The organism is Bradyrhizobium tropiciagri (genome assembly GCF_001189845.1).
In the GTDB taxonomy this organism is placed as follows: Bacteria; Pseudomonadota; Alphaproteobacteria; order Rhizobiales; family Xanthobacteraceae; genus Bradyrhizobium; species Bradyrhizobium tropiciagri.
In genome coordinates, this window is sequence record NZ_LFLZ01000042.1 from 1 (window position 1) to 23,726 (window position 23,726).

Consider the following 23,726-nt stretch of genomic DNA (forward strand, 5'->3'; position numbering starts at 1 on the left):
TCACAATGAGCGAAGCGAATGTGAGACGGGGTGGGGTGATCTCTCAACACGGGCAGTGCTCGCATGGAGAGATCACCCCACCCCGCCGCTCATTTCATTCGCGTCGACCCTCCCCCTCCAGGGGAGGGTGAAGTGACTACTCCACTCCCGCCATCAGTGCGGCATTGCCGCCGGCGGCGGCGGTGTTGATCGTGATCGTCTGCTCGGTGGCGAATCGCGCAAGGTAATGCGGGCCGCCGGCCTTGGGGCCGGTGCCGGAGAGGCCGCTGCCGCCGAACGGCTGCACGCCGACGACCGCGCCGATCATGTTGCGGTTGACGTAGATGTTGCCGACCTGAAGGCGCTCGATCACGTGTTCGATCGTATCGTCGATGCGGGAATGGACGCCGAGCGTCAGTCCGAAGCCGGTCGCCTCGATCGCGGCCAGCACGTCACCGAGCCGCTCGGCGCGATAGCGCACGACATGCAGGATCGGGCCGAACACTTCTTCCGTGAGCTGGCTTGCCGACGACAGCTCGAAGATATGCGGCGCGACGAACGTGCCGGCCGGCGCCTCGCCGGCGAGATGCACCCGCGCCTCCTTTTTCATCCGCGCGATATGCGCGTCAAGCCGCTGCTTGGCCTCCGCATCGATCACAGGTCCGATATGCGTCGATGGCTGCGAGGGATCGCCGATCTTCAGTTCGCGCGCGGCGCCCGCGATCATCTCGATCATGCGGTCGGCGACATCGTCCTGCACGAACAGCAGCCGCAGCGCCGAGCAGCGCTGGCCGGCGGAGCGGAACGCCGAGGTGACGACGTCGTCGGCGACCTGCTCGGGCAGCGCGGTGGCGTCGACGATCATCGCGTTGATGCCGCCGGTCTCGGCGATCAGCGGCACGATCGGACCGTCCTTGGCGGCGAGCGTCCGGTTGATCGCGCGCGCGACCTCGGTCGAGCCGGTGAAGACCACGCCGGCAATGGCGGGATGGCCGACCAGCGCAGCGCCGATAGCACCGTCGCCCTGGACCAGCTGCAGCGCCGATGCCGGCACGCCGGCCTTGTGCAGAAGAGCGACGGCCTCCGCTGCGATCCGCGGCGTCTGCTCGGCCGGCTTTGCGATCACCGCATTGCCGGCCATCAGCGCCGCCGTCACCTGGCCGAGGAAGATCGCGAGCGGGAAATTCCACGGCGAGATCGCGACGAAGGCGCCGCGGCCGTGGAGCTCCAGCACGTTGCTCTCGCCGGTCGGGCCCGGCATCGTCTCACCTTCGCCGAACAGTTTTTTGCCGAGCGCCGCATAGTAGCGGCAGAAATCGATCGCCTCGCGCACCTCGGAAAGTGCGTCGTCGAGCGTCTTGCCGCCTTCGTTCTGCAGCAGGGCGAGGAAGTGGGCACGGCGCTGCTCGAGCAGATCGGCAGCCTTGTCCAGCATGGCCGCGCGTTGTGTGGCCGGCGTCGCGGTCCAGGCCTTGAAGCCAGCGCGCGCAGCGGCGACGGCGGCATTCGCCTGTTCGATTGTCGACGTCGCGATCGCACCAGACGCCGCCTTGGTTTCGACTGTTATCGCCGATGTCAGCGCATCGAGCGCCTTTCGCTCGCCGAACTCGATGCCGTGCGAATTCTGGCGCTGTGGCCGATAGAGGTCTGCTGGCAGCGGAATTCCGGAATGCGCCGCATTGTTGTCGGCGCTGATGATGTCGGCCGGGCGGCGCAACAGGTCCACGATGGAGACGCGATTGTCCGCCGCCAGCGCCACGAAGGACGAGTTGGCGCCGTTCTCGAGCAGCCGCCGCACCAGATAGGCGAGCAGATCGCGGTGGCTGCCAACCGGCGCATAGGTGCGGTGGGCGATGTCAGGGCGATCCTGGCCGAGCTGGGCGTAGAGCGCCTCGCCCATGCCATGCAGCCGCTGGAATTCGAAGCTATTGGGATCGTCTGACAGTTCGAGGATGGTCGCGACCGTCAGTGCGTTGTGGGTGGCGAATTGCGGGAACAGCCGCGGCCGCAGCGCCAGCAGCTTGCGCGCGCAGGCGACGTAGTTCAGGTCGGTCATCGCCTTGCGAGTGAACACCGGGTAGCCGTCGAGGCCGCGCTCCTGCGCACGCTTGATCTCGGTGTCCCAATAGGCGCCCTTGACGAGGCGCACCATCATCCTGCGGTCGAGGGTGCGCGTGAGCGCATCGATGTAGTCGATCACGTCGGTGGCACGCTTCTGATAGGCCTGGATCGCAAGCCCAAAGCCGCTCCAGCCGGCGAGCGACGGGTCGGCGAAGGCGGCCGCGATGACGTCGAGCGACAGCTCCAGCCGGTCGGCCTCCTCGGCATCGACGGTGAAATTGAGGTCGTAGGCCTTGGCGCGTCGGGCCAGATCAATCAGTTGCGGCACCAGCTCGCTCATCACCCGCGCGTGGCTGACCGCCTCGAAGCGCGGATGCAGCGCGGAGAGCTTGACCGAGATGCCGGGCCGGTCGGGCAGGGGCTGGTCACCGGCCGCCTTGCCGATCGCCTCGATCGCGCGGGCGTAGGATTCGAAATAGCGGCGGGCATCGTCGGCGGTGCGCGCACCCTCGCCGAGCATGTCGAACGAATAGCGCGAGCCGCGCGCCGTGTGCGATTGGGCCCGAGAAAGCGCCGCCTCGATGGTTTCGCCGAGCACGAAATGGCTGCCCATCAGCCGCATCGCCTGCCGTGTCGCGGCGCGCACCGCCGGCGCGCCGAGCCGCTTGGTCAGCCGGCCTATCGTTCCCTGCGGCGTTTCACCGGGCTGGATCACGCGCGCCGACATGCCGAGCGCCCAGGCCGAGGCGTTGACCAGGAACGCGCTGGATTTGGTCTCGTGATTGACGAAGTCGCCCTGGCCGAGCTTGTCCTCGATGAACTGGTCGGCGGTGCGCGCGTCGGGCACCCGCAGCAGCGCCTCCGCCAGCACCATCAGCGCCAGCCCCTCCTTGGTCGACAGCGCGAACTCCCGCAGCATGTCCTCGACCCCGCCGAGCGGATCGTCATTGGCCCGGATCGCCTCGATCAGGCGCGTCGCGGTGCGGTCGACCCTGGCCTCCTGGTCCGCGCCCAGCCTGGCGTCCTGGCGCAGGCGGCCGGCGATCGCCGTGTCATCGGGAGCGTAGGGCGCGCTGAACGGGGGCGGGAGCGGGTCTGGCATGGCGGTTCCTCGGGCAGTTCCTGGGGGTTACACGGGAACACCTACGCGCCCGTGGACCGTAGTTCGATAGACAAATTAGCAGATTTGCCTTAGAAAATCTTGAGTATCTCAGTTTTTGGCCGTAGATATGACAGAGATTGACAAGACAGACCGCAAAATCCTCTCGATCCTGCAAGGAGATGGCCGGATTGCCAATGTGGAGCTGGCCGAGCGGATCGGCCTGTCGCCGACCTCGGTCGGCGAACGGCTGAAGCGGCTGCAGCGCGACGGCTTCGTCGAAGGTTATGGCGCGCGGCTCAATCCGCACCGGCTCGGCCTTGGCCTCTTGGTGTTCGTCGAGGTGCTGCTCGACAAGACCACGCCCGATGTGTTCGAGCGCTTCGCCAAGGCGGTCCAGACCGCGCCTGAGGTGCTGGAATGTCACATGGTGGCCGGCGGCTTCGACTATCTGGTCAAGGCGCGCGTCGCCAACATGACTGCCTATCGCCGGTTTCTCGGCGAAACGCTGCTGGCGCTGCCGGGCGTGCGCGAGACGCGAACTTACGCAGTGATGGAGGAAGTCAAGCGCGACGCGCCGCTGCCGGTCGGCTGATCTGATCCACAGCCATGCGCTGGATGTCTTGGCATCGCGGCGCACCCGCGATAATTCTCCCTCCAGTTGGGGGCCGCGACATGGACGATGCCAATAAGCCGATACGTGCGAAGCGAACCGGGGTTGCCGGCGCGTTATGCGCAGCGTTGTCCCTGTTCGCGATGACGCCGGCCCCAGCGGCCGAGCTCAGCGCCGGCGTCATGCAGCTTTATTCGTCGGTCTCGATCTATCCGCCGACGGCGTCGACGATGACGGTCTGCTACGGCTTCGTCTGCCGACGCCGCGAGATGCTCGACTTCAGCGCGGCCGACAGAGCCGCCCTGACCCGGATCATGGCCACCGGCCGTGCCAATGCCGCCGCCGAACGCGCGGCTGTGCAAAAGGCCGTGATCTGGTTCGACCGCCGGATGGGGCCGATCCTCGGCACCAACAAGCGCGTCGCGAAAGCCGACTTCCGCGCCAACGACGACCAGCACAATTACGACTGCTGGGACACGACCCGCAACACGACCAGCCTGATGCTGGTGATGCAGACCTGGAACCTGTTCAAGTTCCACGACGTTGGGAATCCGCACTACCGCGGATTTTCGCTGGTGCAGACGCCGCACAACACCGCCGTTCTGCTCGAACGCGCCACCAAGGTGGAATGGGCCGTCGATCTCTGGCCACGCGGCTATCTGCAACCGCCTGATGTCATGACCGTTGCGCAGTGGGTGACGGAAGATTGAACGGCTGATCATTTCTGTCGCGCGCGTTCCGTGGTGTTCCATCCGCATTGATTGTAGGGATGGCGATCCGCGTCATTGACGCTGGAACCGAACTCGAAGGGTTCGAATCAACGTTCCGCGGCGCATCACCATAAGAACCAACTGACGCATTAAGACGGGCAGCATTCGGTCAACCCGAGGCTACGACATGCGTTCACGTTCGAACTGCATCGATGCCGCGATCAGCGGTGTTCGTTTCCCATTATTGCCCGCGCTTGCGCTGCTGTTGTGGCCTGCGCTCACCGCCCCGGCCCGCGCGGGGGATGTCGAGGATTGCGGCGGCCCACCGACGGAAAAGGCCGAGGCTGCGTGTTCGGGCATCATCAATGATGCCGCACGCTCCACGGAGGATCGGACCAAGGCGTTTACCGGCCGCTCGCGGTTCTACATCGCTCGCAACAAGATCGATCAGGCCTTGAGCGATACCGATGCGGCGTTGCAGCTGAACCCGCAATTCGTGCCCGCGCTGATCGCGCGCGGCTATCTTCGGCAGCGCAAAGGCAACCTCGATCAGGCGCGCGTCGATTTCGATCGCGCGATCGAGCTCGAGCCGAAGAATCCGTTCGGCTTCCTGGCGCGCGGCAATCTGCGCGCCGACCAGCACGCCTGGACCGATGCGATTTCCGATTACAGCGAGGCGATCACGCTGCGGCAGGATCTTCCCGCCGCCCATGTCGGGCGCTCGCGGGCCTATGTCGAATCCGGACAGCCCGATGCGGCGCTGGCCGACGCCAATACCGCGATCGCCGTCAATGCAAGCGCGCCGAACGCGTTCTACTGGCGCGGTCAGGCCTATCGTCGCAAGGGCGACATCGATCACGCGATCGAGGATTTCTCGCGCGCGATCGCGCAGGCGCCGCAGATCGAACGCAATGCCTATTTCGCCCGCGCCCAGCTCTACAGCGCCAAGGGCGACTACGTTAGGGCCATCGGCGATTTCGACCGGCTGTTGACGTTACTTCCCGACAACAAGGAGGTCCAGCAGCAGCGCCAGCAGGCGCTCGCGATGCAGGCCGAGCTGGCCAAGGCTGGTGCGGCCCCGCAATCGCCGGCGACGCCGGCTCCAGCCGCGCCGACGGCAGCCGCGGCCAACCAGCAGGTCGAGCAGGCCAAGCAATTCGTCACACAGGGCAACTACACAGGTGCGATCGCCAATCTCAGCCGGCTGCTGAGCGGCGATCCCCGCAACGAGGCTGCGCTGCGGGTGCGCGCGCTGGCCTATTCACGGCTCGGCCGGATGGCGGACGCGCGCAACGATCTCACCGAATTGCTCAAGCTCAAGCCGAACGATCCCCAACTGCTGGCTTTCCGCGCGCTCAATGCCGCCGGCATGCGGCAGTTCGGCGAGGCCATGACTGATGCCGGTCGCGCCATCACCCTCGATCCGAACAGTTCGCTGGCTTACCTGGCGCGCGGCCTCGTCAAGGCCGGCACCGGCAAGGTGCAGGACGCGCTTTCCGACTACGACCACTCGATCTCGCTCAATGCCAAGGAGACGCTCGCCTTCACCGAACGCGGGCTCGCCTATTTCGGCCTCAACCAGCTCGACAAGGCGCTGCTGGATTTCGATCAGGCGCTGGCGCTGGTGCCGACCAATCTGATCGCCAGATCGTGGCGCGGCCTTGCGCTGATGCTCAAGGGCCGTGCCGATGAAGGACTGGTCGATATCAACAACGTGCTGGAGCGAAGCCCCAACAATCCGACCGCCCAGCTCGGCCGCGGGCTCGCAGTGCTGACGTCATCCCAGTACGACCGCGCCATCGCCGCCTTCGACCAGATCATCACGCGGGCGCCCAACGATGCCTTCCCGCATGTGCTGCGCGCGCGGGCCTATCTCGGGCTGAAGCAGCCGGATGACGCGATGAAGGATCTCAATTTCGTCCTCGCCGCGCGGCCCGATTATCAGCCGGCGCTGACATTGCGCGGCATCACCTGGTCGGCACTGCGCAATTACGACAAGGCGGTCGAGGATCTCGACCGGGCGATTGCGCAGAAGGAGACGGTGGAGGGGCTGTTCGCCCGCGCCAAGGCGCATGAGGCGCTCAATCACACCGACAAGGCGACCGAGGACTTCCGCAAGGCGACGCAGCTCGCACCGTCGAGCGTGTTCGACGTGCTGGCGCAAGCGGAGTCGAAGCGCAAGATCGAGGAATTGTCGAAGCGGGTGCCATGCGGCACCGGGCAGGGCGGCGGCACCTGTCTGTGACGCGCCAACGCAGCAGCCGCGCGTCGTCCCGGCGCAAAGGATAAGCGTCGGCACGCGATCGAAGGCGGCCGGAAAAAGTACAATACCGTGGCGCGCGGGCATCGTGCCCGCTCCGCCGAACGTCACGCATGTGATGTTGGATCGGCTCTCACTCCCGGATGGTGTCCGAGAGTGCGCCGCTGGATCTCGCGCGGAGCGCTAGACCTTGAGGTTCTCGGCTGACGTCTTGCCGCGATTCGCGATCTCTTCGTATTCAACCGACTGGCCTTCGTTGAGGCTTTGAAGACCAGCCTTCTGAACTGCTGAAATATGCACGAAAATGTCCTTGCCGCCCGTTGCGGGCTGGATGAATCCATAACCCTTGGTCGGGTTGAACCACTTCACTGTACCTTTGGGCATTCCAGTCGTCTCCGCGGAATCAATCGAAAACAGACCTGCCGGTCCCCGCACAAACCGGCTTGTCCGCGCCGCACAGGATAGCAGTTTGAAAAAAGCTGGGTAGATCAAACCACGGTGTGTTTTTGCCCGGAAACAACCCGCTTTGCAGGGTTTTGGCGCCGGATTGCCTGTTTCGTGGTCAATTGATGCAGTGCGAAAGACCGGCTTCCGCTGACCTGAATTGGATCAATGGCCCCCGCGCGCTGCCTTGTGGCGGGCGCGCGGGAATCGATCGGCCCGCATCTCAATAGGTCGCGGAGAGATACTCGACGATCTTGCCGACGTCGGCCTGGTCGATCGGTGCGCCGTAGACCTTGATCATCTTGGTCACCTCGGCTTGCCAGAAGTCCTTCTTGAACTTCTCGCCCTGCGGCTGGGTCTTGATGTAGTCGGCCGAGTGGCAGCCGGAGCAATTGTTCTGCACCACATCGAGGTTGGGACCCGGCTTGAACGCCGCAGTCTCCTCGGGAAGGGTGTAGTTGACGGGCGCTGCGATCGCAGCGCCGATCGAGAGTGCCGCGATCGCAGCGAGGGAGGCAAGCAGCTTGCTGGTCATGATGCTTCTCCTCACGCCGCGGTGACGCGCACGGTTTCGACGACGTTGCGAAGATAGCCCGCCGGGTTCCACAGCGGATCCATCGGCTGGGTGTCGCCGGCATTGTTGGTGGCGCGCACCTTCAGCTCCGAAGGGCCGGCCGGGAGCGCGACCTTCAGCTTCCATTCGCGGAAGGCGTATTTGCCGAGATCCTTGCCGAGCTTGGCCGGTGTCCAGCTCTTGCCGCCGTCGGTCGAGACCACAACCTCCTTGATGCCCTTGCCGCCGTCGAAGGCGATGCCGCGCAGTGTGGTGCGGCCGGCCTTCAGCCTGGCGCCGTCGGCAACGCTGGTGATGAACGAGCGCACCGTGAAGCGGTTGATCGGGATCGTCGCCTTCGGTGCGGTGCCGGGCTCGATCGCGTTGTTCGGCGTATCCGGAATCCGGTAGGCGGACTTCATCCAGAAGCCGTCGAACACGCTGTCGATCACGGTGATCTCGTTGAGGTGCTTCACCCAATAGGTGCCGTAATAGCCGGGCACCACGAGGCGGAGCGGGAAGCCGTTGAGGAACGGCAGGTCCTCGCCGTTCATGCCCCAGGCCAGCATCACCTCGCCGTCGCGAGCATGGTCGATGTCGAGCGCCTTGACGAAGTCGGGCGTCGTCTCCATAACCGGGCCGTCCATGCCGTTGAAGGTGACCTGCTTGGCGCCGGCCTGCACGCCGGCCATGTCGAGCACGGTCTTCAGCGGCACGCCGTGCCAGCGCGCGCAGCCCATCGCGCCGTTGGCGAGCTGGCCGCCGGCGACGCGCGGATTGAAGAAGCCGCGGCTGTTGCCGGAGCACTGGTTGACGGCGACGAGCTCGGTCGCCTTCAGCTTCCGGATGTCCTTCAGCGACAGCTTCAGCGGCTTGTCGACCTTGCCCTTGATCTCGAGCGTGAACTTGTCCGGATCGAGGTCGTAGGGGATGCCGGCGAGGTGATAGCGGACGAAGAATGCGTTGTTCGGGGTCAGTGGGCCGTCGTTGAAGATCGCAAACGGGGTTTCGAGCTGCGGCGGCCGGCTGGTCAGGCCGATCATCGGGCGCTTCTGCGGGTAGCGCACCAGCGGCCGTTCGCCGTTGTCGAAGGGCAGTGTCACGGTGTCGAGGGCGAACGCGCCCCTTGATCCCAGCCCCGTCACCAAAGCGGCCAGCCCGGCGCGCTTCATCAAGTCTCGTCGATCGAGCATTCCGCTTCCTCCGAAGCTGTTCTGTCGTGAGCTGGTCATCACCAGGCTCAGATTGTCTTGCGCGCCTTCGCATCATGGAATGCGTGCGGCGACAAATGTCGCATCAGGGAACCGCAAGTCAATTGAGCTTTCGGAGCGTTGCGTCGCAACAACGAGAAGCCCCGGTCGCGCGGACGACCGGGGCATTTCCAGCGAAGTCGAAGGTTCGATCAGTAGCAGACGTTCACGGTGCGATAGCGATAGCCGTAGGGCGTCATCACCAGGCGGGTGACGTAGCAGCCGGAGTCGACGAAGCCGACGGAGATGCCCGGGCCACCCCAGAAGTGATGGTGGTACGGATGCCAGAAGAACGGCTTGGCGGACGCGGAGGTCGGCGCCAGCGCGGCGGCGCCGAGGGTTGCGGCAGTAGCGAGAGCAAGCGTGACTTTGCGAAGCATGGTCGTCTCCTTCAGATGCGCGTTGAGCTCTGTCGCGGCGCGGTTGCAGTGTTACCCATCGCCAGTCAGTCGCATCCGGCACGGGACGCGTTCGAGCATCGCGGCTGAACGCTCCGCTGGACGTGCGCCAGGTCACATTGGATGAGGGGGAGATGAACCGGTCAGGCGGCGACGGCACGTCGGTCGTCGACCAGCGCGGACAGCACCCGCGTCGCCTCGACGGTGCGCACGGTCATCGGCTCGTTGCGGCCGCGGATCGCAACCTCCTGTGCCGGCAGGGCATCGACGGCAAGCCCCGCGGTGACGCGCACCTCGTCGGAAATGACGGCCTCGCAGGCCAGCGCTTTCGTCATGTCCTGCAGCCGCGCCGCGACGTTGACGGCGTCGCCGAGCGCCGTAAACACCATGTGGTCGCGATAGCCGATATCGCCGACAATGACCTCGCCGCCATGGATGCCGATGCCGAAGCGGATCGGCTCGCGCAAATCGTGGCTCAGAAACTGGTTCAGCTCGTCGATATTGGCTGCGATCATTGCCGCGGCGCGCAGCGCCTGGCGGCAGGCCTCGTGCCGGTCGGTCGAGAGCCCGAACAGCGCCAGCATGCCGTCGCCGATGAACTGGTTCGGCCGCCCGCCGGCTTCCAGGACCGCCTGCGACACCGCGCCCAGGAAGCGGTTGACGATGAACACGGTGTCGAACGGCAGCCGCTTCTCGGCCAGCTGCGTCGAACCGCGCATGTCGACGAACATGCTGACCAGATAACGCTCCTGGCCGACCCGCGTCGGATTGCCGGCATGCGCGTTCGCCGACGTCGTGCTCGGCAGGAACAGCTGGAAGAAGGTCAGGTCGCCGGTCGGTCGCAACTGGCAGGCCAGCCGGATCGACGGATCGTCGGTGCCGACCCGGTGCAGCACGAAGGCCTCGCGCGGCGACGGCTCAGGCAGCGCGGCGTGATCGCCGATGATGCGGATACGGCAGGTCGAGCAGCGCGCGCGGCCGCCGCAGACGCTGGCATGCGGCACGTTGTAGCGCAGGCTGGCTTCCAGCACGCTCAGTCCCTTCGGCACCCGCAGCGTGCGGCCGTTGCCATAGGACAGCGCGATCATGCCGCCGCGGCGTTCCAGCAGGGTCCGCGCCCCGCGTGCCAGCAGCACGAGGCCGAGCAGGCCGAGATAGCCGATCGTCAGGTCATCGGTGATCTTCTCGAGCATGGCCCCCTGCGCCGCCGTGCCGAGCTTCTGCACCGACAACTCCTCGCGCCGCCAGTCGGGATCCTGATAGTCGGCCATCGTGGCGCGGCCGGCCTGATAGATGCCGAGCATCGCCAGCGTCGGGATCAGTACGGCTGTCGCGAGCAGGAAGGGCGCCGCGCGCTTGAAGAACGCGCGCATTCGCAACCAGAAATACAGGCCGATGCAGCCATGTACCCAGGCGATCACCAGCACCGCCAGCATCGTCCACAGCCGGTTCGGCGACGCGATGAAGAACGTGTAGAGCTCCTGCGGATAGAGCTTCTCGTGCCCGTACAGGGTCTGGCCGAGCCGGACGCCGACGACGTGCGCGACGATCAGCATCGGGACGCTGAGGCCGAGCGTGAGCTGTAGCGGCTCGATCGCCTTCCAGCGGAACTCGCGTCGCTCAAACAGCGCCCAGATACCGAGCGCGGCATGCACCAGGCAGGCGGAGTAGAACACGATGGCGACCGGCAGGAACTGCCAGAACTTGGTGTGGTAGTGCACCCCGATCGCCAGCGCCTCGGTCGAGATATTGCCCAGCGCATGGTTCAGGAAATGGCTGATCAGGTAGGCGAACATGATCGCCCCCGTGACCAGGCGGACCTGCCGCTGGCCGATGCCGCGGGCCATGTCCTGCAGGTGCTCGCGCGAGGGGGAGGCCATGTGATTCATGATCGGCAAGTCTAATGTTTAATTCCCGCGCTGAACACCACCACGGGCCCGGCCGCGCCGGGATGGCGGCCGTGCGGAACGTTGACACTCCGTTAAGAGTCGAACAAAAAGCGCGCCGTGACGATAGCCCCTTCCAATAACATCGGTGTTAAACCGGCCCGTTCGCGCGCGCCGGATTGGCGCGGCGTCATCGCCGTGATCGTTGCCATGACCGCGATGCGGCTGGTCTACGCCCGTGCGCTCGATCTGCGCACCGACGAGGCCTATTACTGGACCTGGTCGAAGGAAAACGTGCTGTCCTTTCTCGACCATCCGCCGATGGTCGCCTGGTTCATCCGCTTTGGTACGGCGATCCTCGGCGATACCAATCTCGGTGTCCGGATCAGTGGCATCGTGGCGATGCTGGCCACCCAGCTCCTGCTCGCCGACATCGTCCGCCGCGTCACGTCGAACAATGTTCGCGCCGTGATGCTGGCGCTGCTGCTGCCGGAGGCGGCGCTCTATTACGGGCTGTTGATGGCCAAGGTCGCGCCGGATACGGCGCTGATCCCGTTTTCGGTGGCGATGCTGTGGTCGCTGGTGCGGCTTGCGCAAAGCAATGACGGACGCTGGTGGCTCGCCGCGGGACTGTTCGCCGGGCTGTCGCTGCTGTCGAAATTCACCGCGGTCATGTTCGCGCCGGCGGTGCTCGCCTTCGCGCTGGTGCCGGACTGGCGCTGGCGCTGGCTGCGCAGCCCGTACCCTTACCTCGCCGCGCTGATCGCGATCGTCGTGTTCTCGCCGGTGCTGATCTGGAATGCGGAGCACGACTGGGCCTCGTTTCGTTTCCAGGCGGTGCGCGCCACGGTCGAACGCGATCTGACATTCCGCACCCTCGGCGAATTCGTCGGCATGCAGTTCGGCCTGGTCGGCTTCGTGCTCCTGCCGGTGACGCTGTTCGCAACGGGGCTGACGGCATGGCGCGGCTATCTCAGGCGCGAGCCGGTCGCGATCCTGCTGGCGACCGCGGTGCTGGTGCCGTTCATCTACTTCCTCTGGAAGTCGCTGACCTTGCGGGTCGGTGACACCTGGCCGATGTTCCTGTGGCCGGCCGGCTTTGCGGCGGTTGCCATCAACGTGACGCGGATGCCGTTCGAGGGGTGGTCGGTCGCGCTGGTCAAGTCGACGGTGCATTGGGCGCGGACTGCGATTTCCACCGGCATCGTCTTCGTCGTCTGCGTCTTCCTCTATTACATGTTCGCGCCGTGGAATCTGATCGGCCGTACCGATCCGATCGGCACCGAGGCGGGCTACGATGTGGTGGCTGCGCATGCTCTGGCGCAGGTCGAGGCGACCGGCGCGACTTGGGTCGCGACCACGGACTACCGCACCTATGCGATGCTGCGTTGGATGCTGCGCGGGCGGGTGCCGGTGATCGAGATCAATGAGCGCGGCCGCTTCCAGGGCTTCGCCGATCCCGGCATGAGCAACATCCGCGATCACGTCGGGGTCTATGTCGGGCGCGAGCCCGAGAACAATCTGCCGCTGTGGAAGGAAACATCAGCGGTGCGGCAGCCGCTGGAGCGCGTGACGCGAAGCTGGCGCGGCATGGTGATGGACACCTATGCGCTGGAGAAGATCTCAGGCTGGACGCCCGATCTCTCGCCGCCGCCGAACACGACCTTCTTCCGCTGGCGCGTGCTGGCGATGCTTCTTCCTTCTCCCCTTGTGGGAGAAGGTGGCGCGCATTTGCGCGCCGGATGAGGGGTCTCGCTCCGCGGGTGAGGTGCGCGTGGATGGATACCCCTCACCCAAGCGAGTTGATGGTGAACAGCTGAGCTGCCCTCTCCCACAAGGGGAGAGGGCGCAGCAATGCGCACTGCTATGCGCTCAAGGGAAGAGCTATTCCTCTTCGTCGCGCTTGCGGATCAGGTCCTTCGCCAGATCGGTCAGTGCGGGGCGCGGCAGGGCGTTGAAGGGGAGCGGGCGGGTGACGTCGATCGCGGCGAGGCCGAGGCGGGCGGTCAGCAGGCCGTTGAGCATGCCTTCGCCGAGGCGCTGCGAGAGTTTTGCCGCGATGCCGTGGCCGAGCATCTGCTGGATCAAGCTGTCGCTCGCGGCCATGCCGCCGGTGATCGCGAGATGCGCGATCACATGACGCAGCAGGCGGATCATGCCGAGCGCGCCGGGCCGCCCGCCATAGAGCCGCGCCAGCTGCCGGATCATCCGCAATGACGCCACGAACACGAACAGCACGTCGAACAGCGCGCGCGGGCTGACCGCGGTGACGACCGAGACGCGCTGCGCGGCCGAAGACACCAGCCGCCGCGCCTCCTCGTCGAGCGGCGTCATCAATTCGCGCTCGGCAAGGCGGATCATGTCGGCGCCGTCGATGATGTCGTCGGTGTGGCTCTGCAGCGCGCTGCGGGCGCGGGCGAGCTGCGGGGTGTGGTGCGCGAGCTTGAGCAAATCGGCGACAACGGCGCGGCTCGCGGCGCGGTCATCGCTGATCAGCACCTCGGCGGCGCGCAGATGCAGCTTCTCGATGGTTGCAAGCCGCGTGAGGCCGACGAGCTCGCGCATGGTGACGACCGCGAGCGCCACCGCGGCGATGACGGCGAGCGCGAGCCCGAGGAAGCCGAGGCCTTCGTTGCGCGCGAACAGGTCCTCGACCAAATTGAGGACGCCAAGCCCGGTGCCGAGCACCACGAGGCCCGCGACCGCGCTCCAGAACAGCGTGCCCCAGCGGAAGCCGCGGCGCGCCGGCAGCAGCGGCGTATCGACCGGCACCGGCAGCTGGGCGGGCTCGGCCTCGGGCACGATCTGGATCGTGCCGCGCATGAGGCGGCCGCTGTCGTCCGGATCCATCACGACCACGCCGGGATCGTCGAGCTTGAACGTCGCCGGCCGCCGCGGAGGCGTCTTCTCGTTCATTGCAGTTTGTCTCCGATCAGGAACTGGAGGACGCGGTCAAGGCGGATGTGAGGCAGCGCCGGCTCCGCATCGCCGCCTCGTTCCAGCTTCGGCGGGCGGAAGCGCAGGAAACGATAATCGGCGGCCTCGGCGCCCGAGCTGGAAAGGCCGCGGAAGCCGCCGTTGAACATCTCCTCGGGATTGTCGGGCAGGTCGCCCGGAAAGGTCGCGACCTCCGTCTTGCCATCCAGCGTCTCGCCATTGGCGACTTCGCCCGGTGCCGGCGTGCCGAGGATCGACGGCAGCTTGTCCCGTCCGCGCTGAACCTGCGCCTCGCGCGTGGCGCGCACCGCGGCGAGCGCCACCACGTCGATCTCGGCGCCGGCATATTCGGCGCGCCCGGCGGCCCTCGCCACGATCCGCCGCAGCACGGCTTCGAGGCGGTCGTGGCTCTGGTGATGCAGGTGGTCGGCCTTGGTTGCCGCGAACAGGATGCGGTCGATGCGCGGCCGGAACAGCGCGCTCAGGATCGTGCTGCGGCCGATCCTGAAGCAGTCGAGGATGCCGGCGAGCGCAGCCTCGAGGTCGTGCAAGGCTTCGGGGCCGGCATTGAACGCGGCGAGCGCATCGGCCAGCACGATCTGGCGATCGAGCCGCGCGAAATGATCGCGGAAGAACGGCCGCACCACGACGTCCTTGTAGGCCTCGTAGCGTCGCCGCATCATCGCCCATAGCGAGTGATCGGGCGCGCTGCCGTCCACGGGCACGTCGAGCGGTGCGAAGGTCAGCGCCGGCGTGTCGGCGAGATTGCCCGGCATCAGGAAGCGGCCGGGCGGCAGCAGGCTCATCGCGAAACGCTCGTCGCGGCAGGCGCGCAGATAGTCGGTGAACAGGCGTGCTTCGGTGAGCGCAGCCTGCTCGTCCTCTCTCGCCTCGCCCTTCAGCGTTGCGAGATGAGCGTGCCACGGCGCTGCGAGCTTTGCGCGTAGCGGCTCGCGCGACAATGCAAGGCTTTCCGCCGACCATTGCTCGTAGCTCTTGCTCAGCAGCGGTAGGTCGAGCAGCCACTCGCCGGGATAGTCGACGATGTCGAGCGTCAGCCGCCGGTCCGCGCCATTTTGCCGCTGATACTCGATCACCAGGCGAAGCTCGGAGATGTCGGTGGTCGAGCTCGGCCAGGTCAGCTCCTCGACCAATGTCCGGACATGGTTCTCGTAGGCGAAGCGCGGCACCGCATCGTCGGGCTGCGGCGCGAGATAGGCGCGCGCGATCCGCCCCGAGGCATAGGCCTCGAACACCGGGAAGCGGCCGCCGCGGGTCAGGCCGTGCACCAGCGCGGTGATGAACACGGTCTTGCCGGCGCGCGACAGGCCGGTGACGCCGAGCCGCACCGTCGGGTTGAAGAAACCCTCGCCATAGTCGAGCAGTGCCCGCGCCGAGAGACGGGCTTCCTCGACGATATCAGAGAAACTGGGGGGCATGGAGGGTTAACGACAAACCCGGCAGGAGGGACCAAAAGGGCGGGCGATCACCCGCAAGTTGGCGATTATCGGGCCAAAATCAAGCTTCACATTTCCGGCGCCTTTGCAGGCGAGGGATGGTGAGGGGATTGAACGCGTCACGCCACCCGCGCTACCCATAGTCAAACGGCCACAGGAAAGCCTGCATGACGGTCTTCCGCCTGAAGCAACTTGCCTCGACCTCGATCCACGCGGCCGGCGCCGCGCTTTGGAACTACGACCGCGCCGAGCTGATCGCCGACGGCGTCGTTCATCTCGTCGGCGTCGCTTTCGGGCTGGTTGCCGCCACCGCGCTGATCGTGCTGACCGCGGTCTATGCGGGCCCGTTCGATGTCGCCGTGGTGTCGGTCTATGTCGCAGGACTGCTCGGGATGCTGACGCTGTCGGCAACCTATAATCTCTGGCCGGTGTCGCGCGCAAAATGGGTGCTGCGGCGCTTCGATCATTCCGCGATCTATCTGTTGATCGCCGCGACCTACACGCCGTTCATCGTGGAACTGAAGGACAGCTATTTTGCGATCGCGCTGCTTGTCGGCGTGTGGTGCGTGGCGATCGTCGGCATCTGGCTGAAGCTGCGTTACCCCGGCCGCTTCGACCGCCTCTCGGTCGGGCTTTACCTCGCGATGGGCTGGAGCGGCATCATGCTCTACGACCGCGTCGTCAAGGCGCTGCCCACGATGGCGCTCGGCTTCGTGCTGGCGGGCGGTATCCTCTACAGTCTCGGGGTGATCTTCCACTCCTGGCGGCGGCTGCGCTTCCAGAACGCGATCTGGCACTGCTTCGTGCTGCTCGGGGCCGCCTGCCACTATACGGCTGTGTTCGACGTCGTGCTGGCGAGCTGAAGTTCTCGCCATCAGCCGAAGATGGGCTATCATGCTCTCGATAGGCCCATTCAGCCCTCTCACCGTCACCCTGAGGAGCCGCGTAGCGGCGTCTCGAAGGGTCGACGGCCACCAGCCGGGCCGTGCATCCTTCGAGACGCGCTATCGCGCTCCTCAGGATGACGGGAGGCGCGCAGGGTTGGCGGGCAAAGCGATAGTGCGCAAGCAAAGATAGCGGGAGGATGGCCATGCAGGTGGCAGGGAAAGTGGTGGTGGTCACCGGCGGTGGCAATGGCATCGGCAAGGCGCTGTGCGAGGCGTTCCACGCCGCGGGTGCAGCGAAGGTCGTGGTGGTCGATCTCGACCATGCCGCAGCCGAGAAGGTCGCGGCCTCGGTCGGCGGCGCCGCCTTCAAATGCGACGTCGGGCAGGAGAAGAACGTCCTGCACGTGATCGAGGAGACCGAGCGCATGTTCGGCCCGATCGCGCTGTTCTGCTCCAATGCCGGCATCGGCGGCGGTTTCGATCCGCTGTCGAAGAATGCCGGCGGCACCTCGGACGAGCCGTGGTCGCGGAGCTGGGCGATCCATGTGATGGCGCATGTCTACGCGGCGCGGCATCTGGTGCCGCGCATGAAGGCGCGCGGCGAGGGCTACTTTCTCAACACGATCTCGGCGGCGGGCCTGCTGTCGCAGGTCGGCAGCCCGGCCTATTCCACCACCAAGCACGCCGCAGTCGGCTTTGCCGAAAACCTCGCGATCTCGCACCGCGCCGACAACATCAAGGTCTCGATCCTCTGCCCGCAGGGCGTCGACACCAACATGCTGCGCTCGATCCCGAAGGGCCCGCAATCCGGCGACGGCGATCTCACCGCGGAGCAGGTCGCGCAGGACGCGCTCAAAGGCATCGAGCAGGAGACCTTCCTGATCCTGCCGCACCCGCAGGTGCTCGGCTACATGCGCAAGAAGACCGAGAACTACGACCGCTGGATCGGCGGCATGGCCAAGATCCAGGCCAAGATGCGGGAAGCGCACGGGAAGTGACGCGTGGCGTCTTTGCGAAGAGCGAAGCCGGTCACACGCGTTAGGTGAGCACCCTGGTCAGGCTCCCTCTCCCCTTGTGGGAGAGGGTGGGGTGAGGGGTGGCCCCGGGCGAGATGATTGATCGAAGCGTCGCTATCGCAATCTCGCCCGCGTCTCGTTGAGACAATCGAAAGAGCACCCGTGGGGTGCCCCTCTCCCCAACCCTCCTCCACAAAGGGGGGAGAGAGCCCAACCGCTGGTGGCCTCCTCACTTGTGCGTGCGGAGGTTCGTCACTTGATCAGCGCAATCGCCTCGCGAAACCGGGGATGCTCGGCGGTTTCCAGCCATTCGAACACCACCATCTCGGTGGTGACGATCTCGGCGCCGTGCCGCTCCATGCGGCGGATCGCGGTTTCCTTGTCTTCGGCGCGGCGCGAGCCCAGCGCATCGCGCACGACATAGACCTTGCGGCCGGCGTCGATGAGGCCGAGCACGGTCTGCTGCACGCAGACATGGGCCTCGCAGCCGGCAACGACGAGGTGCCTGTCGGGTGGGACCGTGCCGAGGAATTCGCGCTCGCGGACGGCGTCGAAGGTCATCTTGTGGATCAGTCGCGTCTCGGTGGTCGCAAGCTCGGCGACGGTCGCGCCGAGGCCCTTGGCATTCTGCTCGGTGACGACCGTGGGAATATCGACAAGCTCAGCCATGTCGATCAATCACCGCGCATTCCTCACCGCTGTCGTGCCCTGATCGATCGCGGGCATCAGGCGGGACTGGAAGTCGACGATCAGCAGCAGCGATTTTCTCGGATCGATCGTCAGCATGGCCTCACTCCTTGCCGAGTTGCGCGATCTTGTCGCGGAGATAGGCATCCATCAGATCAGGCGCGGAGGCGCCGAACATTCGGATGCGGCCGGTGTGCAGCAACAGCAGCAAGCCGGTCGCGTGCGCGAAGCAGTCCACCATGACCGTGTTCGCCTTCTGCCTGGACGCGCCGAGCGCCTCGGACGCTTCCGCAATCGGATGCAGCGCCGCCTCCAGCGCGGCGTTGAGCTCGTGGTCGCGGTCGTGGCCGAGCCCGGCCGGCTTCATCCCGCCGCGGAACAGATAGAAGCCGAGATCGAGGTCGCGCGGATGGTCCGCGTAATAGCGGAAGAAGGCCATGCCGGCGGCGTGCAGTCTCTGCCTGGCGCTTCGGGTCGTCGCGACGTCCGCACTGACGGCGTCGCCGAGCGAGGCCAGCGATTGCCGCAGCACCTCGGCATAGATCGCTTCCTTGGACTCGAAATGGAAATACAGCGCCGCCGGGGTGTAGCCGGCCCGCGTCGCGATCGCCCGCAGGCTCGCGCCCTCGAGGCCTTCTTCGGCGAACACGCTGCGCGCCGCATCGAGGATCAGCTCGCGCTTGTGGCGGCTGACCGCTTCCTTCCTGCTCTCGCGCATCTGCATGTTTGGGGCCGAACCCGTCCTTGACTCAATTCTAACAGCGTTAGATAATTTAACAATGTTCAAATAAATGAGCAAGGGAGAAGCGCCATGCTGATGACGGCCGCGGACTACCGGGAATCCCTGCGCCGTTACAAGCCGCGGGTGTTCGTCAACGGCGAGGCCGTGGCGAGCGTCGCGGACGAGCCGCTGCTGGCGCCGGGCGTGGCGGGTGTCGGCGTGACCTACGATTTCGCGCACCTCGCCGAGCACGCGCCGATCATGACGGCGTGGCAGGCGACCTCCGGCAAAACCGTCAACCGCATGCTCCACATCAATGAGAGCTCGCAGGATCTGCTCTACAAGCTCGAAGCGGTGCGGCTGGTGTGCCGGACGTCGGGTTGCGCGCAGCGCTATCTCACCCATGATGCGCTCAACGGGCTCTACCAGGCGACTAGGCTGACCGACGATCGCCACGGCACCGATTACAGCCAGCGCTTCCTCAATTATCTGCACGAGGTGCAGGACCAGGACCTGACACTCGGCGTCGCGATGACCGACGCCAAGGGCGACCGCTCCAAGCGGCCGGGCCTGCAGGCCAATCCGGACGTCTACGTTCATATCAGGGAGCGCCGCCCCGACGGCATCGTGATCCGCGGCACCAAGGCGATCGTGACCGGCGCGCCCTACATGCACGAATTCCTGGTCATGCCATGCCGTACCCACGTGCCCGACGACAAGGATTTTGCGGTCTGTTGCGCCGTGCCGGTCGATGCGCCCGGCGTCACCATCGTTGCGCGCCCGGCCGGCCGGCCCGGCGACGCCAGCGCAAAATTCTCGGCGAAGTACGGCCAGTCGGTCGGCGTCGTGATGTTCGACGATGTGTTCGTGCCGCACGACCGTGTCTTCCTGGCCGGTGAGACCGAGGAGGGCGGCTTCCTCACCACCTCCTATGCCACGCATCACCGCCACTCCTGCATCGGCGCGCGCGCCGGCTTCGGCGATCTCCTGATCGGCGCCGGCGCGTTGATGATCGAGGCCAACGGGCTCGATGCCGAGAAGCACGCCCATATCCGCGAGGCGATGGTCGAGCTGATCACCATCACCGAGAGCTTCTATGCATGCGGGGTCGCGTCGTCGGTTTACTGCACGAAGGACCCAGCGGGCTCGGTGATGCCGGACGCGGTGTTCTCGAACATCGGCAAGCTGCTGCTGGCGACCAAGATCTACGACATGCACCGCGTCGCGCATTACGTCTCCGGCGGCTTGATCGTGGCGCTGCCGGGTCCCGACGAGGACCACAATCCCGAGACGCGCGCCTCGCTCGCCGCCGTGATGGGCGGACGTCCGGATATTCCGGCCGAGCAGCGCGCCGAGGTGGCGCGGCTGATCGAGGACCTCACGGTCTCGCACGAAGCCGGCTGGTATTCGGTGATCTCGCTGCACGGCGGCGGCTCGCCGGAGGCGATGAAGCGCGAGATCTGGCGCAATTATCCGGTCATGGAGAAGGCCGAGCTGGTCGAAAATCTGCTCGGCCGCGGGCTGGTCGACGAGGGCCAGCGCGTGTCGAAGCAGCCCGGCCGCTGCTGCGCCACCGGCTGCGAGGTGCCGGCGCCGTCGGCGGCGGCACTAGAGCCGCAACATGCACTCTCGTCGTAGTCTCGTAGGATGGGTAGAGCGAAGCGAAACCCATCAATTTGTATCTGCGGCGCCAATGATGGGTATCGCTTCGCTCCACCCATCCTACGGACTGTGAAGGTATCCAATCGTCATTGCGAGGAGCGATAGCGACGAAGCAATCCATATCTCCGCTTGCCGGGAGATGGATTGCTTCGCTTCGCTCGCAATGACGTGGCGAGACCTCCGCTCACCCCTTCTGCGTGTAGAGCAGCGGCACCGCGGAATCGACAATCACCTCGATCAGGCTGGCGCCTGATACGACAAAGCACGCTTGTACGCGCCGGGAAGCTCTGCCGATTTCGTCGCTCGCACCGCGTCGCAGCCCATGCCTTCGGCGAGCTTGACGAAATCGATGCCGGGCAAATCGAGGCCCGGCACATTGCGCACCTGCATCACCTGGCTGAACGAGCGCATCGCGCCGTAGCCGGAATTGTTCATCACGACGACCGTCAGCGGCAGCTTGCGCTGTGCGGCGGTCCATAGCGCCTGGATCGAATACATCGCCGAGCCGTCGCCGATCAGGCAGACTGTGCGGCCCTCGCTGCGGCCGAGCGCCATGCCGACCGCGGCCGGCAGGCTGTAGCCGAGGCCGCCACTCGCCATGGTGTAGAAACTGTCCTGGCCGCGCATCGGCATCGCCTTCTGCATCAGCGGGCGATGCGACGGCACTTCCTCGACCAGTGCATCGTGCGGACCCATCGCGGCCGAGAGCGCGTGCAGCGCGTATTCGGCGGGGATCGGGTCGCTGGCTGCAGGCGCCGGCGGCAGGATGCGGCCGGCGGGTGCGGCGCGTTTGGTCTCGGGCAGCATCTCGAGCAGCGTCGTCAGCGCCGGCTTCATGGTCGCGACGATGCTGTGGCCGGTCGGTGTCATCGCGGCGGCGTCGGGATCGTCGGTGATCTGGAAGATCGGAGTCGCGCCGTCGAAGATCGCGGCGTGGCCCTCGACATGGAAGGTGAACACCGGTGCGCCGACGACGACGACAAGGTCGTGCTCGCGCAGCGCGTCGGAAAGCTGGCCCGGCGCGGCGTGCAGGAAGCCGGCAAATTGCGGATGCCGTTCGGGGAACGAGCAGCGCGCCGAGAACGGGCTCGCCCACACCGCGGCCTTGGTCTTCTCGGCGACCTTGACCATGAGATCGACGGCTTGCGCGCGATCGACGGCGGGGCCGACGACGAGGGCAGGGCGCTTGGCCTCGCCGAGCGCGGCCACCAGCGCCTGCATCGCGGCCGCATCGGGGCCGATTTCGCGGCTGACCTGGCGCGCCTCGAGCGGCTGCGTTGCGTGCGCCCAGTCGTCGATCGGCACCGAGACGAAGGTCGGCCCGCAGGGCGGCTGCATCGCGACATAATAGGCGCGCGCGATCGCGGCCGGCACGTCCTCGGCGCGCGCCGGCTCGACCGCGAATTTCACGTAAGGCCGCGGGAATTCGGAGGCGCGCTCGGCGTAGAGGAAGGCCTGCAGCGGCATGATCGAGCGCGCCTGCTGGCCGGCGGTGATCACCATCGGGGTCTGGTTGCGGTAGGCGTTGTAGATGTTGCCGAGCGCGTTGCCGACGCCGGCCGCCGAATGCAGATTGACGAAGCCGGCATTGCGCGTCGCCAGCGCATAGCCGTCGGCCATGCCGACGACGGAGGCCTCCTGCAGGCCGAGCACGTAATCGATGTCGTCGGGCCAGTCGCTCAGGAACGGCAGCTCGGTGGAGCCGGGATTACCGAAGACCTTCTTGATGCCCCACGCGCGCAAGAGACCGAACGTGGCGTCCTTGACGGTGACGGTCTTGCCTTTGCTGGCGGCGGGTTTGCGCGACGACATCGGGCGGCTCCCATTTCTGTCTTGTTTGGTTCCGTCATTGCGCGCGGCAAAAGCGGAAAGGCAATCCACCTGTCGATGGATTGCCTGACGATGTCAAGCCGCGGCGCCTTGGTTGCCGCGGCAACGGCTGAAATTGAGTGGGCGATCCACGTCACCCCCGCGCAACGGCTTCGCCGTTGTCGCTGGAGGTGCGAGCGGAGCGAGCCTCGAAGGGGGCCGTGGCCACCAGCCGGGCCGTTCATCCTTCGAGACGCGCTGCGCGCTCCTCAGGATGACGGATGTGATTTGGCTGTACCCTAATTGGCCTTCAGCGCGGCGGTCTGCTTGGCGAGCTGCTTGTCGAAATCCTGCTCCAGCCCGGCCACATAGGTCGCGTTTTCGCCCGGCTTGACGAACGGGTTCGGCGCGCCGTCCTTCATCTGGGCACGCTTGGCCTGCATGTCGTAAACCTCCGGATGCGGCCCGAGCAGCACGTCGACCTTCATCGCCTTGACCTTGGCGAAGGTCGAACGGTAATCGTCGACGATGCCGGGATAGGTCGGACGGCCGACCAGCCGGTTCAGCGCGACCGTTCCGCTGCAGAAGAACAGCACGTTGCGCTGCTGATTGCCGTCCTTCACCGTCATCTCCCAGCTGGTGCAGCCGGGCGAATGGCCGGGTGTCGTGTGCGCAGTCAGCGTCACGTCGCCGAGCGTCACCTTGTCGCCCTCCTTGACGGTGCGGTCGACCTTGACCGGCGTAAAGGCCAGATCGGCGTTGCTCTCGTCGCCCGGATAGTAGCCGCCCTCGAGCAGGGGCTTGTCGCGCTCGCCGGCGATCATTTGCGCGCCGGTCTCCTGCTTGATCTCGGCAAAGCCGCCGGTGTGATCGAGATGGGCGTGGGTGTTGAGGATGATCTTGATGTCGCCTTCCTTGAACCCGAGCTTGGCGATGTTGTCCTTGATCATGCCGGTCGACTGCTGCATCGCTGTGTCGATCAGGATTAGCCCTTGCGAGGTCTTGATGATGTAGACCGCGATCCCGTCGGTGCCGACATAGTAGATGTTGTCGATCAGCTGGTACGGTTCGAACGGCGCGGTCCATTTCTTCATGACCGTGGCCATGAAGTCCTTCAGCGTCTGTGCCTGCGCACCGGTTGCGATCAGCGCGAGCGCACACAGCGCGGCTGCGATCGTCCTCATGGTTGCCTCCCTGCCTGTTATTGTTCGTGCACGGGCCGCACTATGCGTGCTGGCAACGCCGGCCGCAAGCTGCGGACGGTAAGCCGCCGGTCAGGGCGACCCGCCGTCCGGCG

Annotated in this window: 17 protein-coding genes and 2 pseudogenes; 7 read left to right on the forward strand and 12 right to left on the reverse strand. The window is 66.0% G+C overall.

Annotation, left to right across the window (positions count from 1 at the left end):
• Window positions 1-136: 136 nt before the first annotated feature.
• Window positions 137-3,142: a bifunctional proline dehydrogenase/L-glutamate gamma-semialdehyde dehydrogenase PutA gene (gene putA, locus AKN84_RS27960; protein ID WP_050423773.1), complete on the reverse strand. Its 3,006-nt coding sequence runs from the start codon at window positions 3,140-3,142 to the stop codon at window positions 137-139.
• Between the two features lie 127 nt (window positions 3,143-3,269).
• On the opposite strand from putA, the gene AKN84_RS27965 reads away from it, so the two are divergent.
• From AKN84_RS27965 to AKN84_RS27975, 3 genes are all read left to right on the forward strand, one after another.
• A complete protein-coding gene (locus tag AKN84_RS27965) occupies window positions 3,270-3,734 on the forward strand; it encodes an Lrp/AsnC ligand binding domain-containing protein (RefSeq protein WP_050423774.1) in 465 nt (154 codons plus the stop codon).
• Window positions 3,735-3,814: 80 nt separating this feature from the next.
• A complete protein-coding gene (locus tag AKN84_RS27970; RefSeq protein WP_050423775.1) occupies window positions 3,815-4,462 on the forward strand; it encodes a hypothetical protein in 648 nt (215 codons plus the stop codon).
• A 187-nt stretch (window positions 4,463-4,649) separates the two neighbouring features.
• A complete protein-coding gene (locus AKN84_RS27975; RefSeq protein WP_050423776.1) occupies window positions 4,650-6,707 on the forward strand; it encodes a tetratricopeptide repeat protein in 2,058 nt (685 codons plus the stop codon).
• 198 nt (window positions 6,708-6,905) lie between these two features.
• On the opposite strand, the gene AKN84_RS27980 is transcribed toward AKN84_RS27975, so the two are convergent.
• The 5 genes from AKN84_RS27980 to AKN84_RS28000 all read right to left on the reverse strand — a co-directional run bounded on the left by AKN84_RS27980 (window position 6,906) and on the right by AKN84_RS28000 (window position 11,256).
• Window positions 6,906-7,106 (reverse strand): cold-shock protein, encoded by a 201-nt coding sequence (locus AKN84_RS27980; protein WP_021079749.1) that lies wholly within the window; start codon window positions 7,104-7,106, stop codon window positions 6,906-6,908.
• A 283-nt stretch (window positions 7,107-7,389) separates the two neighbouring features.
• Window positions 7,390-7,701, reverse strand: coding sequence for a SorB family sulfite dehydrogenase c-type cytochrome subunit (gene sorB / locus AKN84_RS27985; protein ID WP_050423777.1), 312 nt, complete (start codon window positions 7,699-7,701; stop codon window positions 7,390-7,392).
• 11 nt (window positions 7,702-7,712) lie between these two features.
• Complete coding sequence (gene sorA, locus AKN84_RS27990) at window positions 7,713-8,912, reverse strand: SorA family sulfite dehydrogenase catalytic subunit (RefSeq protein ID WP_050423778.1); 1,200 nt, start codon at window positions 8,910-8,912, stop codon at window positions 7,713-7,715.
• Between the two features lie 209 nt (window positions 8,913-9,121).
• On the reverse strand, window positions 9,122-9,349 hold the full coding sequence (locus tag AKN84_RS27995; protein ID WP_021079752.1) for a hypothetical protein: 228 nt from the start codon (window positions 9,347-9,349) through the stop codon (window positions 9,122-9,124).
• A 161-nt stretch (window positions 9,350-9,510) separates the two neighbouring features.
• Window positions 9,511-11,256: an adenylate/guanylate cyclase domain-containing protein gene (locus AKN84_RS28000; protein WP_430649938.1), complete on the reverse strand. Its 1,746-nt coding sequence runs from the start codon at window positions 11,254-11,256 to the stop codon at window positions 9,511-9,513.
• Between the two features lie 207 nt (window positions 11,257-11,463).
• Here AKN84_RS28000 and AKN84_RS28005 point away from each other — a divergent pair, with 207 nt between their 5' ends.
• Window positions 11,464-12,999: a glycosyltransferase family 39 protein gene (locus AKN84_RS28005; RefSeq protein ID WP_050423779.1), complete on the forward strand. Its 1,536-nt coding sequence runs from the start codon at window positions 11,464-11,466 to the stop codon at window positions 12,997-12,999.
• Between the two features lie 138 nt (window positions 13,000-13,137).
• Here AKN84_RS28005 and AKN84_RS28010 read toward each other — a convergent pair whose 3' ends face one another.
• Window positions 13,138-14,169 carry a YcjF family protein gene (locus AKN84_RS28010; RefSeq protein ID WP_050423780.1) on the reverse strand — a complete coding sequence of 344 codons (1,032 nt, stop codon included), beginning with the start codon at window positions 14,167-14,169 and terminating at the stop codon, window positions 13,138-13,140.
• Complete coding sequence (locus AKN84_RS28015) at window positions 14,166-15,629, reverse strand: YcjX family GTP-binding protein (RefSeq protein WP_050423781.1); 1,464 nt, start codon at window positions 15,627-15,629, stop codon at window positions 14,166-14,168. Before AKN84_RS28015 ends, AKN84_RS28010 begins: the two co-directional genes overlap by 4 nt.
• Before the next feature lie 185 nt (window positions 15,630-15,814).
• Between AKN84_RS28015 and trhA the strand changes: the two genes are divergently transcribed.
• Window positions 15,815-16,510 carry a PAQR family membrane homeostasis protein TrhA gene (gene trhA, locus AKN84_RS28020; protein WP_050423782.1) on the forward strand — a complete coding sequence of 232 codons (696 nt, stop codon included), beginning with the start codon at window positions 15,815-15,817 and terminating at the stop codon, window positions 16,508-16,510.
• A 227-nt stretch (window positions 16,511-16,737) separates the two neighbouring features.
• The gene (locus tag AKN84_RS28025; RefSeq protein ID WP_050423783.1) at window positions 16,738-17,532 is read left to right on the forward strand and encodes an SDR family oxidoreductase; all 795 of its coding nucleotides are present in this window, start codon (window positions 16,738-16,740) and stop codon (window positions 17,530-17,532) included.
• A 270-nt stretch (window positions 17,533-17,802) separates the two neighbouring features.
• On the opposite strand, the pseudogene AKN84_RS28030 reads toward AKN84_RS28025, so the two are convergent.
• Window positions 17,803-18,336 (reverse strand): annotated as a pseudogene (locus AKN84_RS28030) (isochorismatase family protein).
• 4 nt (window positions 18,337-18,340) lie between these two features.
• Window positions 18,341-18,955, reverse strand: coding sequence for a TetR/AcrR family transcriptional regulator (locus AKN84_RS28035; RefSeq protein WP_244485532.1), 615 nt, complete (start codon window positions 18,953-18,955; stop codon window positions 18,341-18,343).
• Between the two features lie 93 nt (window positions 18,956-19,048).
• Here AKN84_RS28035 and AKN84_RS28040 point away from each other — a divergent pair, with 93 nt between their 5' ends.
• Window positions 19,049-20,596 (forward strand): 4-hydroxyphenylacetate 3-hydroxylase family protein, encoded by a 1,548-nt coding sequence (locus tag AKN84_RS28040; RefSeq protein WP_050423785.1) that lies wholly within the window; start codon window positions 19,049-19,051, stop codon window positions 20,594-20,596.
• 208 nt (window positions 20,597-20,804) lie between these two features.
• On the opposite strand, the pseudogene mdlC reads toward AKN84_RS28040, so the two are convergent.
• Window positions 20,805-22,432: pseudogene (mdlC, locus tag AKN84_RS28045) on the reverse strand (benzoylformate decarboxylase).
• A 296-nt stretch (window positions 22,433-22,728) separates the two neighbouring features.
• Window positions 22,729-23,613, reverse strand: coding sequence for a BJP family subclass B3 metallo-beta-lactamase (gene blaBJP, locus AKN84_RS28050; protein ID WP_050423786.1), 885 nt, complete (start codon window positions 23,611-23,613; stop codon window positions 22,729-22,731).
• Between the last annotated feature and the right edge of the window lie 113 nt (window positions 23,614-23,726).

Coding starts and splice junctions, on each gene's coding strand:
- blaBJP (WP_050423786.1), bottom strand. CDS start 23,613: ATGAGGACGATCGCAGCCGCGCTGTGTGCGCTCGCGCTGATCGCAACC.
- AKN84_RS28010 (WP_050423780.1), bottom strand. CDS start 14,169: ATGAACGAGAAGACGCCTCCGCGGCGGCCGGCGACGTTCAAGCTCGAC.
- sorB (WP_050423777.1), bottom strand. CDS start 7,701: ATGACCAGCAAGCTGCTTGCCTCCCTCGCTGCGATCGCGGCACTCTCG.
- trhA (WP_050423782.1), top strand. CDS start 15,815: ATGACGGTCTTCCGCCTGAAGCAACTTGCCTCGACCTCGATCCACGCG.
- AKN84_RS27980 (WP_021079749.1), bottom strand. CDS start 7,106: ATGCCCAAAGGTACAGTGAAGTGGTTCAACCCGACCAAGGGTTATGGA.
- AKN84_RS28035 (WP_244485532.1), bottom strand. CDS start 18,955: ATGCGCGAGAGCAGGAAGGAAGCGGTCAGCCGCCACAAGCGCGAGCTG.
- AKN84_RS28025 (WP_050423783.1), top strand. CDS start 16,738: ATGCAGGTGGCAGGGAAAGTGGTGGTGGTCACCGGCGGTGGCAATGGC.
- AKN84_RS28040 (WP_050423785.1), top strand. CDS start 19,049: ATGCTGATGACGGCCGCGGACTACCGGGAATCCCTGCGCCGTTACAAG.
- AKN84_RS27970 (WP_050423775.1), top strand. CDS start 3,815: ATGGACGATGCCAATAAGCCGATACGTGCGAAGCGAACCGGGGTTGCC.
- sorA (WP_050423778.1), bottom strand. CDS start 8,912: ATGCTCGATCGACGAGACTTGATGAAGCGCGCCGGGCTGGCCGCTTTG.
- AKN84_RS27995 (WP_021079752.1), bottom strand. CDS start 9,349: ATGCTTCGCAAAGTCACGCTTGCTCTCGCTACTGCCGCAACCCTCGGC.
- AKN84_RS28015 (WP_050423781.1), bottom strand. CDS start 15,629: ATGCCCCCCAGTTTCTCTGATATCGTCGAGGAAGCCCGTCTCTCGGCG.
- AKN84_RS28000 (WP_430649938.1), bottom strand. CDS start 11,256: ATGAATCACATGGCCTCCCCCTCGCGCGAGCACCTGCAGGACATGGCC.
- AKN84_RS27965 (WP_050423774.1), top strand. CDS start 3,270: ATGACAGAGATTGACAAGACAGACCGCAAAATCCTCTCGATCCTGCAA.
- AKN84_RS28005 (WP_050423779.1), top strand. CDS start 11,464: ATGACCGCGATGCGGCTGGTCTACGCCCGTGCGCTCGATCTGCGCACC.
- putA (WP_050423773.1), bottom strand. CDS start 3,142: ATGCCAGACCCGCTCCCGCCCCCGTTCAGCGCGCCCTACGCTCCCGAT.
- AKN84_RS27975 (WP_050423776.1), top strand. CDS start 4,650: ATGCGTTCACGTTCGAACTGCATCGATGCCGCGATCAGCGGTGTTCGT.